Consider the following 13,014-nt stretch of genomic DNA (forward strand, 5'->3'; position numbering starts at 1 on the left):
TTCGTAATAATCGTTATCAGGATTTCGGAGTGGCCTGTGCCACATCCGCTTTCCACTGCACCGCGACTCCGTTCGAGTAACGGGCATCAACCCGGCTGACTTCGCTGACTCTTGAAGCCAGCCGGTTCTCGTAAACTGTTATAAAACGCTCGAAGCGCTGTTCCACCTGGTCCCGGCCCAGCACCACTTCGATGCCGTTGGCCAGGGTAAGGGTCCAGGCCCCCCTTTGTTCAAGGGTCAGGCCGGCAAAGCCCAGCCCGTATCCCAGTAATTGCTCGCTCATGGTGCGCGCCATGTCGATGACGTCTCGTACCCGCTCGTCAGGCCCTGCCAGCCGGGGCAGCTTGCCCGCCACTTCCGGATTGGCCGGGGCAAACAGTTCCCCGGCACGGCTGACCAGGCGGCCATCTGTCCAGTAGGCCAGTGGCTTTTTCTCCCGGATGTCGATTTCCAGGCGACCGGGCCATACCCGCCTGACGGCAGCAGACTCGACCCAGGGCCGGCGCTCCAGCTCCGCCTTGATGTCGGCCAGGTCGGTGGCAAAATAGCTCTTGCCGACCCAGGCACTGGCTGCCCGCTCTACGTCCACCGGGTTTTCACCGACAAAGTTGCCGCGTACATCCACCGCCAGGATCTGCTGATCCATGGCCGTCAGCAGGCGATCGGTGCCCCAGGGCACCATGGCCGCCAGCAGAACCACCAGGGCTCCCAGCCCTACCTGCATCCAGGGCACAGTCGCCAGAATGGCTTTCAACACTCCATACCGGTCCCGCTCCGGGCCCACGGAGGTTGCCCCCCGGCGCCGGGGCTGCTCGGGCGGTACCGCCCGGCTCCGGATCTGCAGTGTTTCAAGCATTCGCAGCCTCCTGCACGGTGTCCTTCAGAATGCGCACCACCAGTTCTTCAAAGCTGATGCCCGCAGCCCTTGCCGCCATCGGCACCAGGCTGTGGTCGGTCATGCCCGGCACGGTGTTTACTTCCAGCAGCCAGAACTCACCATCGGCATCCTGCATGATGTCTACCCGGCCCCAGGTGCGACAGCCCAGTACCCGGAAGGCTTCCAGGGCCAGGTGCTGCAGCCGCAGTTCATCATCCGGCGCCAGTCCGCAGGGAATGCGGTAGCGGGTGTCATCAGCCAGGTACTTGGCGTCGTAATCATAGAAATCGTGGTCGGTGCTCAGACCGATGGCCGGCAGGGCCCGGTCCTGCAACAGGCTGACGGTGAACTCCGGCCCTTCGATCCATTTTTCCACCAGCACCAGGTCGTCCATGGCGGCAGCCGCTTCATAGGCTTCTGCCAGCTCGCTGGCGCTTCGCACCTTGCGGATACCAATGCTGGAGCCCTCGTGGGCCGGCTTGACGCTCAGGGGTGTGCCCAGAGCTGCCACAATAGCTTCGGCTTCATCCACCGATTTCATGGCCCGAAATGCCGGTGTCGGCAGGCCGCAGCCTTCGAACACATACTTGGTGCGCAGTTTGTCCATGGCCAGTGACGATGCCAGCACTTCGCTGCCGGTGTAGGGAATACCCGCCTGGCCCAGAATCGCCTGCAGGGTGCCGTCTTCACCACCACGACCGTGCAGGGCAATAAACACCCGGTCAAACTCCGGATTCTCGACGGTACCCAGCAGGCAGCCCCGGATATCCATACCCACGGCATCCACACCAGCAGATTGCAGGGCCGACAGCACGGCCTGGCCGCTCTTCAGCGACACTTCCCGCTCGGCCGAATCGCCGCCCATGAATACCGCCACCCGGCCCAGGGCTTTCACCAGCCCGGGCGATGCCTGATACGGCTGTGCGTCGGTATGCGTCAGATCACTCACTTGCTGTTACTCCTGCTGCGGCCAGTCGTGCCGCTACTCCACCAATGTCTCCTGCCCCCTGGGTAATCAGCAGGTCGCCATCCTGCAACACGTTGGTCAGGAGACTTTCAATCTCGCGGTTGTCTTCCACAAACACCGGTTCCACCTTGCCCCGCTGACGGATGCTCCGGCACAGGGCCCGACCGTCAGCGCCCGGAATGGCGGGTTCGCCGGCGGAATACACATCCATCAGCAGCAGGCCGTCGACTTCTGCCAGCACCCGTACGAAGTCTTCGTACAGGTCCCGGGTACGGGTAAACCGGTGCGGCTGATACAGCATCACAATACGGCGGCCCGGCCAGGCATCCCGGGCGGCACGGATGACGGCTTCCACTTCAGTGGGGTGATGGCCGTAGTCATCCACCAGGGTCACAGTACCTTTCGGAATCTGATACTCGCCGTAAACCTGGAACCGGCGGCCGACACCGGCAAAGCCGGCCAGCCCGCGACAGATCGCCTGGTCGTCCACGCCTTCGTCCGTTGCCACCGCGATGGTCGCCAGTGCGTTCAGCACGTTGTGGCGACCCGGCATCTTCAGTTCCACGGCCAGGTCTGGCCGGCCACCGGGGCGGCGCACCACAAAGCGGGTTTTCAGGCCGTCCGAGGTGATCTGCTCGGCGCGGTAGTCCGCGTCGGGGTTATCGATGCCGTAGGTGATGATGGCGCGGGAAATGCGGGGAATGATTTCCTGCACATAGTCGTCGTCTACACACATCACTGCCACACCGTAAAACGGCAGGTTGTGCAGGAAATCGACGAACGTCTGCTTCAGCTTTTCGACATCGCCACCGTAGGTGTCCATGTGGTCCGCTTCGATGTTGGTGACCACGGAAATAACCGGTGTGAGATGCAGGAACGAGGCATCGCTTTCGTCGGCTTCCGCCACCAGGTAGCGGGAACCACCCAACTGGGCATTGGTGCCGGCGCTGTTGAGCTTGCCGCCAATCACGAAGGTCGGGTCCAGCCCCGCCTCACCCAGCACCGAGGCAATCAGGCTCGTTGTGGTGGTCTTACCGTGGGTGCCGGCTACCGCAATGCCGTGGCGATAGCGCATGATTTCCGCCAGCATTTCCGCCCGGGGCACAATCGGCACCCGGCGGCTGCGGGCCGCTGCCACTTCCGCGTTATCACTGCCCACGGCGGTGGACACCACTACCACATCTGCCCTGGCGCTGTTCTCGGCGCGGTGGCCGATCTGCACTTCCACACCCATGGCCCGAAGCCGGTCTGTTACCGGGCTTTCCTTGATGTCGGAACCGGACACGTCGTAGCCCTGGTTCTTCAATACTTCGGCAATACCGCTCATGCCGGCACCGCCGATACCGACAAAGTGGATATGGCGAATTCGGCGCATTTCTGGCACCTGGTACACCAGCGGCGGATTGTTTGCATCAGCCATTGGCGGCCTCCAGACAGTAATTCACGACTCTCTCCGTTGCATCGGGACGGGCCAGCGAGCGCGCGGCCTGCGCCATTCCCAGAATTTTTTCCCGGTCACCGGACAACCCTTTCAGGGTGTCGGCCAGTGCCTCGGGGGTAAACCTTGGCTGCGGCACCAGAATGGCGGCACCGGCCTTGACCATGTGCTGGCCGTTGCGGGTCTGATGGTCGTCCACCGCGTGGGGGAACGGCACCAGGATCGCGCCTACCCCGGCAGCACACAGCTCCGACACCGTCAGGGCACCCGCCCGGCACACCACCAGGTCTGCCCAGGCGTAGGCTTCTGCCATATCCGCAATAAAGGGCTCTACGCTGGCCTTCACGCCGGCAGCATCATAGGACTGCTGCGCGGCTTCGAGATTCTTTTCGCCACACTGGTGGCGCACCTGCGGCCGGTCGGCTTCCGGCAACAGCGCCAGGGCCCTGGGCAACTGTTCGTTGAACACCTGGGCGCCCAGGCTGCCGCCCACTACCAGGATGCGTACCGGCCCGGTTCGGCCGGCAAAACGCTCTGCCGGCTCCGGCAGCTCGGCGACATCCTTGCGCACCGGGTTACCGGTGCAGCGGGTAATGACCTTGTCGCCGAAACTGCCGGGAAAAGCTTCCAGCACGGTTTCGGCAAAGCGGGTCAGCCAGCGGTTGGTCATACCGGCAACCGCGTTCTGCTCATGCACCACCAGCGGCCGGCGCTGCATCCAGGCGGCTACTCCACCAGGGCCGGTCACAAAGCCGCCCATACCCACCACGCAATCCGGATTGATCCGGCGCAGCAGTGTCCAGGCCTCGCCCAGAGCCCGCATCAGGCGGAACGGCGCCAGCAGCAGCGCCAGCTTGCCCTTGCCCCGCAGGCCGGAGATATGAATGGTGGATAACGGAATATCGGTGTTACCCACCAGCCGCTCTTCCATGCCGCCACTGGCGCCGAGCCAGTAAACTTCATGGCCACGCTCCTGCAGCGCCCGGGCCGTTGCCAGGGCCGGGAATACGTGGCCGCCGGTACCACCGGCCATCATCAGGAAACGGCGAGGTTCAGTCATACACAGCCCCTCCCCGTACCTTGCTTTTCTTTTCCTGTTCGGACATACGAACCCGATCCAGTCGTTCCATTTCAACCCGTACCAGCACCCCGATCGCCACGCAGGTGACCATCAGGCTGGAGCCGCCATAGCTCACCAGCGGCAGGGTCAGACCCTTGGTGGGCAGCAGGCCGGTGGCAACGGCCATGTTGATGCCGGCCTGCAAACCGATCAGCAGCGTCAGGCCATAGCTGAAACAGGCCCCGAACGGCATGCCGGATTTTTCTGCCCGGCGGGCAATCACAAACCCGCTCACCACCAGGGCGGTAAACAGCCCCAGCACAATCAATGCACCGACCAGCCCGAACTCCTCGGCAATGATCGAGAAAATAAAGTCAGTGTGGGCTTCCGGCAGGAAGAACAGCTTCTGCACCGAATTGCCCAGGCCAACGCCGAACCATTCACCGCGCCCGAAGGCAATCAGTGACTGGGTAAGCTGGTAACCGGAATCAAACTGGTCCTTCCAGGGGTCCAGGTAACTCACTACCCGCTTCAGCCGGTACGGCTGGGTAACCACCAGAACCGTACCCAGTACCGCCAGGATGGCGATCAGCGGTGCGAAGCGGGTCAGCCGCACACCACTGAGAAAAATCATGCCCGCCGCCGCGGTCACCAGAACCACCGTGGCGCCAAAGTCGGGCTGGATAACCAGCAGCACCGAAGCCACACCCAGCACAACCAGGGGCTTCAGAAAGCCCGGCCAGGTATTCAGCAGCTCTTCCCGGCGGCGCACCACGTAGCCTGCCAGGTAGGCAATCAGGCACAGCTTGGCCACTTCCGATACCTGCACGTTGAACACCAGCATCGGGATCCAGCGGGTAGAACCGTTAACAGTCCGCCCCAGTGGCGTCAGCACCAGCACCAGCACTGCCAGGCCAATACCCAGCATCAGCCAGCCACTGCGCTCCCACCAGCTAACTGGCACATTCACCGCAATCAGCGCGGCGACGCAGCCCATGGCCGCATACAGCAACTGCCGGATCACATAGTGATAGCCATTGCCCAGGGTGGCCTCGGCCATATCCATGGAGGCCGAGGAGATCATCACCACACCCACCACCAGCAGGGCTACCGCAGACACCACCAACACCGGCAGCGGCTGCAACTGGCCGTCCCAGGTCCTGGTTTGCGGTATGGTCATACCTGCCTGCATCACAGTGCCTCCACCAGGGTGCGGAACTGATCACCCCGATCGTTGTAATCCCGGAACATGTCGAAGCTGGCGCAAGCCGGCGATAACAAGACCCGGTCGCCCTCATGGGCCATTTCCCGGGCATCAGACACCGCCCGCTCAAAACTGCTCGCCATCACCGTTACCACGTCTTCCGGCAAGGCGGCGGCAATCGCCGGTGCATCACGGCCAATCAGCACCACCGCCCGGCAATGCTGTGCCACTGGCTGCGCCAACGGCTGGAAATCAGCACCTTTGCCATCACCGCCGGCAATCAGCACCACCTTGCCCTGCTCGGGGGCCAGGCTTTCAATGGCGGCAACCGTGGCACCCACGTTGGTACCCTTGGAATCGTTGATGTAATCCACGCCGCCCAGCTGCCGGATAAACTCGCAACGATGAGGCAAGCCACGGAACTCACGTGCCACCTGCAGCATCGGTTCCATCGCCAGGCCGGCGGCGTGGCCCAGAGCCAGCGCAGCCATCACATTACTGATGTTGTGCAGACCCATCAGTTTCAGGTCGCTGGCCAGCAGCAGGTTGTCGAAGCCGAAAGTAATCCAGGTGCCCCGTTCGTCATCCCGGGTGCTGAAGGTTTCCGGATTCACCCGGTTAAAACCGAAACACAGAAATCTCAGGTTATCCCGGGCCATCGGCGTGCTCAGGGCATCGTCCAGATTCACGATGGCATTGCGGCAGCCGCGATAGATCCGCTGCTTGGCCTGGAAATACGCCATTTTGTCCGGGTAACGGTCCATATGATCGTCACTGACGTTCAGCACGGTGGCAGCCTGCGCATTCAGTTCCGCCGTGGTTTCCAACTGGAAGCTGGACAGTTCCAACACATACAGATCGGCGCCCTGATCCAGCAGGTCCAGGGCCGGGGTACCGATATTGCCGCCTACCTGAACCTTGCGGCCGGCCGCCTTCGCCATTTCGCCCACCAGGGTAGTCACCGTGGTTTTACCGTTAGAACCGGTAATGGCGATGACCGGTGCGTCTGCGGCTTCCGCAAACAGGTCGATGTCACCGCGAATCACTGCGCCTTTCTGCGCGGCACCGGCAATGGCGGGCTCGGCAACGCTGATGCCCGGGCTGACCACCAGTTCGTTAAAACGGGCAAACAGCTCTTCATCAAAATCGCCCAGGTACACCGGCACATCCGGCCAGCCGGCCTTCAGCTCATCCAGCCCCGGCGGGTTACTCCGGCTGTCAGCCACGGCAATGTCCCTGCCTGTTCCAGACAGATAGCGCACGCAGGAGAGCCCGGTTTTACCGAGCCCTACTACCAATGTGCGACGATCCGAAACAATGACACTCATAGCCGTAGCAACTTCCTATCGGATTTTCAGACTGGCCAGGCCAACCAGGACCAGGACCACGGTAATGACCCAGAAGCGCACGATGACTCGCGGCTCGGGCCAGCCCTTAAGCTCGAAATGGTGGTGCAACGGTGCCATCCGGAAAATCCGGCGGCCGGTCAGGCGGAACGATGCCACCTGCAGGATCACCGAGATGGTTTCCATCACAAACACACCACCCATGATGAACAACACGATTTCCTGGCGGACGATCACAGCCACCACACCCAGGGCCGCCCCCAAGGCGAGCGCACCTACATCACCCATAAATACCTGGGCCGGATAGGTGTTGAACCAGAGGAAACCCAGGCCCGCGCCCACCAGGGCACAACAGAACACAATCAGCTCGCCGGTTCCCGGCAGATGCGGAATCAGCAAGTAGTTGGCGAATTGGGCATGGCCGGACACATACGCGAAGATGGCCAGGGCGCTGGCCACCATCACCGTAGGCATAATCGCCAGGCCGTCGAGGCCGTCTGTCAGGTTCACCGCGTTACTGCTGCCGACAATCACAAAGTAGGTCAGCAGAATGAACATCACCGGCCCCAGGGTGATGGACACATCTTTCAGGAACGGCAGGTACAGGGACGTTTCCTGGGGCAATGAGGAGCTGAAATACAGCCCTACCGCCGCCGCGGCACCAATCACCGACTGCCAGAAATACTTCCAGCGGCCCGGCAGGCCGCGCGGATTACGCTCCACCACCTTGCGGTAGTCGTCTACCCAGCCAATGGCACCGAACAACAAGGTGACCAGCAGTACAATCCAGACATAGCGGTTGCTCAGGTCTGCCCACAGCAGGGTGGAAATCGCGATAGCCACCAGAATCAGCGCGCCGCCCATGGTGGGGGTGCCTGCTTTGCTCAGGTGGGTTTGCGGGCCATCATCCCGAACCGCCTGGCCAATCTGGTACTGGCTGAGTTTCCGGATCATCACCGGGCCGATCAGCAGCGAGATCAGCAGCGCCGTCAGCACACCCAGAATGGCGCGCAGGGTCAGGTACTGAAACACCGTCAGTGATGAAAAGTATTGCGATAGTATCTCTGTCAGCCAGAGCAGCATGTGTTTGTCACCTTTTTCTGAATTCCCTCCACCACGCGATCCATGGCGGAACTGCGAGAACCTTTCACCAGTACAGTGGTATTTCCCTGCCGGCCATTCAGAATGGCCTCCATCGCCTGTTCATGGCTCTGGACCTGCTCGGCATTTGTTCCGAAACCCCGGGCGTAGCCTTCGCTACCGGCACCCACCGCCAACAGGCGTTCGATACCCTTTGCCCGGGCGTGGGCGCCTACTTCCTGGTGCAGCGCCTCAGCGCCTTCACCCAGCTCAGCCATGGCGCCGAATACGGCCACCCGGGTACCCGGACAGGCCGCCAGGACATCCAGCGCCGCCTTCATGGACGCGGGATTGGCGTTATAGCTGTCGTCGATCACTGTGAAATCGTCGGTCAGCTTCAGTACCTGCAACCGCCCTTTTACCGGTTGCACACCGCTCAGCCCGTGTAAGAGCTGCTGCCCGGTCGCACCCAGCTCCCGGCATGCCGCCAGCGCCAGCAGTGCATTGGTAATATTGTGTTCACCCGGCAGCGGCAGTACCAGGCTGCAATGCCAGCCGTCAGGGCCGTCAATCTCCAGCGCCAGGGACTGGTCTGCCTGGATTGCTGCCCGGGCGCGGTAATCCGCTTGCGGGTGATCCATGCGGGAAACACTCACGACCCGCTTCGATCCGGCCCGCTGCAACCACTGGTCGAACGCCGGGTCGTCCCGGTTCAGCACGACTGCTCCGTCGGCAGCCACACCATCAATAATCTCGCCCTTGGCCTGCACAATATTCTGGTAACTGCCGAAGCCTTCCAGGTGCGCCTGCCCGGCGTTGGTCAGAATGACCACCTGCGGGCGAACGATGTTCACTGTGTGGGCAATCTCGCCCAACCCGCTGGCACCCAGCTCAATGGCACCGTAACGATGCGCAGGCTCCAGCCGGAACAGAGTCAGCGGAACCCCGATGTGGTTGTTCAGGTTGCCCTCTGTCGCGAGGGTAGCGCCCATCTGAGCCAGAATGGCGGAGGTCATCTGCCGGACTGTGGTCTTCCCACTGCTACCGGTAATCGCCACCAGCGCTGCCCGGCTTTCGTTACGGTTCGCTGCCGCCAGGCCCGCCAGGGCATTGACGGTATCAGCCACCACCAGTTGCGGCATGACAACAGAGTCGTCTGCGGTATCCACCACTACAGCCACCGCACCCTGTGCCCGGGCCTGTTCCAGAAACTTGTGGCCATCGAAACGGTCGCCGCGCAGCGCAACAAACAACTGGCCAGGCTTGACTGCCCGGGTATCGGTCGACACGCCATCAAAGCGGAGCGTATCCGCATCCACCGGCGCGCCGGCCAGTGTGGCCTGCAGGAAGCCCTGAGCTTCCGCCAGCGAAAAGGCGCGCATCATGCCACACCTCCATTGAGGTTCAAGTGGTGGCGCACCTGCTCGGCATCGCTGAATGGCAGCTTCTGGCCAGCCACTTCCTGGCAGGCCTCGTGGCCCTTTCCGGCCACCAGCACCAGGTCGTCCGGACCGGCCATGGCAATGGCTTCGGAGATAGCCGCCGCCCGGTCATGGATAACCCGGTACGCGGCACCTGCAGAAAAGCCCTGCACAATATCGGCAGCAATCTTCGCCGGATCTTCGGAGCGCGGATTGTCGTCAGTCACGATCACCGCATCTGCACGCTTTTCCGCTTCTGCTGCCATTTCCGGGCGCTTGCCGGCATCCCGGTCGCCGCCACAGCCGAATACACAAATCAGCCTGCCTGCCGCATGGGGCCGCAAGGCCGCCAGGGCATTAGCCAGGGCGTCCGGGGTGTGTGCGTAATCCACAATCACATGCTTGCCATCGGCACCGGTGAAACGCTCAAGCCGGCCTGGAGGCGGCGTGAGGTGCGAACTGGCTTCAACTGCACGCTCAAGCGGCACACCCAGGGTGAGCACGGTGGCCAGGGCCGCCAGCACGTTACTGGCGTTAAAGCTGCCCAGCAGCGGCACCTGCAGCTCAAACTCGCCCCACTGGCCATCCACCAGGGCACGGAAGCCGGAGGCTTCAGGTGTAAATTCTTTCAGCCACAATTCGGTCTGCGCCTCGTGCAGGCTGTAGCGGACACGGTCACACAACCCTTCAAGCTGGCCATACAGCTGGCGCCCGAACGGATCGTCAAAATTGATCACCGAGAAGTGCAATTCCTCGCGCTGGAACAGCCTGGCCTTGGCCTCGCCGTATGCTTCCATGGTGCCGTGGTAATCCAGATGGTCCCGGGTCAGGTTGGTAAACACGGCTCCGGTCATGGTCAGCTTGTCGATCCGGCCCTGATCCAGGGCGTGGGAAGACACCTCCATCACCGCAGTCCTGCCACCATCGGCCCGGATGCGATGCAGCACACGATTCACCTGCACCACGTCCGGCGTGGTATGGGTGGCCGGCATCAGGTTGCCCGGCATGCCATAACCCAGAGTACCCAGCACGCCGCACGGGGTGCCGGTGTCTTTCAGCAACTGGGCGATGTACTGGGTTACGGAAGTCTTGCCATTGGTACCGGTGACCCCAATCAGCCGCAAATGCCGGGACGGATGCTCGAAGAATCGGGTGGCAACGCGCCCCAACTGGGCGCGCAGGCCGACAACCGGAACAATCAGGGCGCCAGAGCGTTCATGGCATTCCCGGTGTTCACTGGCTTCCAGCAACACTGCGGTAGCACCCGCAGCGATGGCATCATCTACATAGTGTTCCGCTGACGTGGCAGAACCCGCCAGGGCAATAAAGGCGTCGCCCGATCGTACCGCCCGGCTGTCCGTCTGAAGGCCGTGGATGGTCACGTCAAAGACCGATGGCACGTCCACAATGCCCTGAAGCAGAGTGCTGATTGATGTGATGCACATGGCGTTAACCTCTCTCTCCGGATGCCGTCGCCTTGGCGTCGGACACTTCCAGTTCAGGCTTCACATTCAGCAGTCGCAATGCGTCTCCCATAACCCGGGCAAATACCGGGGCGGCAACTTCACCACCGTAGTATTCCCCGGACTGCGGCGCATCAACGGCCACAACGGTTACGATTCGCGGATCATCAATGGGCGCCATGCCGGCAAAAATGGCCTTGTACTGGCTGTCTTCATAGCCCTGGGCACCCACCAAGTGCACCGTGCCGGTTTTGCCACCAGCGGCATACAGGCCAGGCTGGGCCCGGCCACCGGTGCCCTTGGCAACGGCGTTCCTCAACATGTTCCTGACCGCCAGGGTTACCTCTTCGGACAACACGCGGTGGCCCTCTGGCTTCTGGTCCTGCTTCAGCAAACTGACCGGATAACGAATGCCGCCGTTAGCCAGCACCATATAGGCCTGGGCCAGCTGCAGGGCATTCACGCTCAGCCCGTAGCCGTAGGACAAAGTGGCTTCTTCTACCGGGCGCCATTTCGGACGGGCCGGCAGCACACCGACTGCCTCACCCGGGAAACCGATACCGGTGGCCTGGCCAATGCCCAGGCGCGCATACAGGTTTCTCAGTACATCGCCACCCAGTTCGGTGGCGATCTTGCTGACCCCGACGTTGCTCGATTTCACAATGATGTCGTTCAGGCTCAAAGCGCCGTAATCACGAAAATCCCGGATCGTAAAACGGCCAAAACGCCGGTAGCCCGGCGAAGTATCAATCAGGGTTTCCGGTTTGTACTTGCCGGATTCCAGCGCCGCAGCAACGGTGATGGGCTTCATGGTGGAGCCCGGCTCAAACAGATCGGTAATGGCCTTGTTGCGCAGATTGGCCGGATCCAGCTGGGAACGGTCGTTCGGGTTGTAGGAGCCCTGATTCACCATCGCCAGCACTTCGCCGGTATTCACGTCCAGCATCACCAGGGTGCCGCCCCGGGCCTTATGGGCACCGACCACGGCCTTGAGTTCCCGGTAAGCGAGGTACTGCAGGCGCAGGTCGATGCTCAGCTCCATGTCCTTGCCGGGCCGGGCGTCCCGGATCAGCATGAGATCCTTGATCACCCGACCGCGATTGTCTTTCAGTACGCGCTTGCGGCCTGGCTCACCGGTCAGCCACTGGTTATACGCCAGTTCGATACCTTCCTGGCCGTCTTCATCAATATTGGTAAAGCCGACGATGTGAGCAGTCACTTCGCCCGCAGGATAGTAACGACGATATTCCTGCCGTGAGTAGATGCCGCCAATGCCCAGCTCTAACGCTTCGCGGGCCATGGCAGGCTGAACCTTACGGCGCAGATAAATGAACTCACGCCCCGCGTAATCACGCAGGCGCTGGCGCAGTGCGCCTTCAGACATGCCGATAACCCTGGCCAGTGCCGCAAGGCCGGGATCTTCGGGATCGGTTTCCGAGGGGTTGGCCCACAGGGTCTGCACCGGCGTACTCACCGCCAGCGGCTCGCCATGGCGATCCGCCACCACACCCCGGTGGGCGTCAATAGACTCCACCCGGATGGTGCGCACATCGCCCTGCTGGCGCAGGAACTCGTTGTCGACTACTTGCAGGTCAACCAGGCGCCAGCTGATGCCAGCCATAACCAGCAGGAAAACGCCCAGCACAGTGCCGAAGCGCCAGGCCTTCAGGCCTGTCAGCACCCGCTGTTTCCAGCTTGTCGCCTGCTTTCCCTGACTGGACAAATCAGCCACCCCAAGAGTTTGTTGTTGCTATTATTTGGCTGCAACGGTGGACATCAGCGGCACCAGGACAATGTCCTGACGCTCTGGCACCACCATGTTGAAACGCTGGGCCGCCAGCTTCTCGACCCGACCATGATTGCTCAGCGCACTCTGCTCCAGCAGCAACTGACTCCATTCCCGCTGGTAGCCGTCGCGCTGCTCCTGCAAACCGGACAAGGTATTGAACAGTTCCCGGTTCTGGTGGGCGCTGATCACTACGCCAATAGCCGAGGCGGTCAGCACCAGCACCAGGGCGAGGGTAATCACCACCTTCGGCTCCCGGGTTACCTCGAATACCTGGCGGGACAGACGCACCGCCGTCGCCATGCCATCGCGCACACGCTCCCGGGTAATCCGGGTTGTCTTTACTGGTTGTTCGATCGCTACCGCACCCAT

General features: G+C 62.0%; 11 protein-coding genes. All 11 read right to left on the reverse strand.

The genetic code is table 11. The annotated features are described in order from the left end of the window. Positions 1 to 16: 16 nt before the first annotated feature. Genes LWH94_RS01205 through ftsL form a run of 11 tightly spaced genes read right to left on the reverse strand, consistent with a single transcriptional unit; the run spans position 17 to position 13,014 of the window. Positions 17 to 856 (reverse strand): cell division protein FtsQ/DivIB, encoded by an 840-nt coding sequence (locus tag LWH94_RS01205; RefSeq protein WP_232900886.1) that lies wholly within the window; start codon positions 854 to 856, stop codon positions 17 to 19. Beyond that, positions 849 to 1,826, reverse strand: coding sequence for a D-alanine--D-alanine ligase (locus LWH94_RS01210; RefSeq protein ID WP_022988686.1), 978 nt, complete (start codon positions 1,824 to 1,826; stop codon positions 849 to 851). The genes LWH94_RS01205 and LWH94_RS01210 overlap by 8 nt, the downstream gene beginning before the upstream one ends. Further along, the gene (gene murC / locus LWH94_RS01215) at positions 1,819 to 3,264 is read right to left on the reverse strand and encodes a UDP-N-acetylmuramate--L-alanine ligase (protein ID WP_058340408.1); all 1,446 of its coding nucleotides are present in this window, start codon (positions 3,262 to 3,264) and stop codon (positions 1,819 to 1,821) included. The genes LWH94_RS01210 and murC overlap by 8 nt, the downstream gene beginning before the upstream one ends. Beyond that, positions 3,257 to 4,342: an undecaprenyldiphospho-muramoylpentapeptide beta-N-acetylglucosaminyltransferase gene (murG, locus tag LWH94_RS01220; RefSeq protein WP_232900887.1), complete on the reverse strand. Its 1,086-nt coding sequence runs from the start codon at positions 4,340 to 4,342 to the stop codon at positions 3,257 to 3,259. Before murG ends, murC begins: the two co-directional genes overlap by 8 nt. After that, positions 4,335 to 5,522, reverse strand: coding sequence for a putative lipid II flippase FtsW (gene ftsW / locus LWH94_RS01225; protein WP_227498301.1), 1,188 nt, complete (start codon positions 5,520 to 5,522; stop codon positions 4,335 to 4,337). The genes murG and ftsW overlap by 8 nt, the downstream gene beginning before the upstream one ends. An 11-nt stretch (positions 5,523 to 5,533) precedes the next feature. Beyond that, positions 5,534 to 6,874, reverse strand: a complete 1,341-nt coding sequence (gene murD / locus LWH94_RS01230; protein ID WP_232900889.1) for a UDP-N-acetylmuramoyl-L-alanine--D-glutamate ligase — start codon at positions 6,872 to 6,874, stop codon at positions 5,534 to 5,536. Between the two features lie 15 nt (positions 6,875 to 6,889). Next, complete coding sequence (gene mraY, locus LWH94_RS01235) at positions 6,890 to 7,975, reverse strand: phospho-N-acetylmuramoyl-pentapeptide-transferase (protein ID WP_058340412.1); 1,086 nt, start codon at positions 7,973 to 7,975, stop codon at positions 6,890 to 6,892. Then, positions 7,960 to 9,357, reverse strand: coding sequence for a UDP-N-acetylmuramoyl-tripeptide--D-alanyl-D-alanine ligase (locus tag LWH94_RS01240; RefSeq protein ID WP_232900891.1), 1,398 nt, complete (start codon positions 9,355 to 9,357; stop codon positions 7,960 to 7,962). Before LWH94_RS01240 ends, mraY begins: the two co-directional genes overlap by 16 nt. Beyond that, positions 9,354 to 10,838 (reverse strand): UDP-N-acetylmuramoyl-L-alanyl-D-glutamate--2,6-diaminopimelate ligase, encoded by a 1,485-nt coding sequence (locus LWH94_RS01245; protein ID WP_232900893.1) that lies wholly within the window; start codon positions 10,836 to 10,838, stop codon positions 9,354 to 9,356. The genes LWH94_RS01240 and LWH94_RS01245 overlap by 4 nt, the downstream gene beginning before the upstream one ends. Positions 10,839 to 10,842: 4 nt before the next feature. After that, positions 10,843 to 12,579, reverse strand: coding sequence for a peptidoglycan D,D-transpeptidase FtsI family protein (locus tag LWH94_RS01250; protein WP_232900894.1), 1,737 nt, complete (start codon positions 12,577 to 12,579; stop codon positions 10,843 to 10,845). A gap of 30 nt (positions 12,580 to 12,609) precedes the next feature. After that, positions 12,610 to 13,014, reverse strand: a complete 405-nt coding sequence (gene ftsL, locus LWH94_RS01255) for a cell division protein FtsL (RefSeq protein WP_232900895.1) — start codon at positions 13,012 to 13,014, stop codon at positions 12,610 to 12,612.

This window comes from Marinobacter sp. G11 (assembly GCF_021282325.1).
GTDB lineage: Bacteria > Pseudomonadota > Gammaproteobacteria > Pseudomonadales > Oleiphilaceae > Marinobacter > Marinobacter vinifirmus.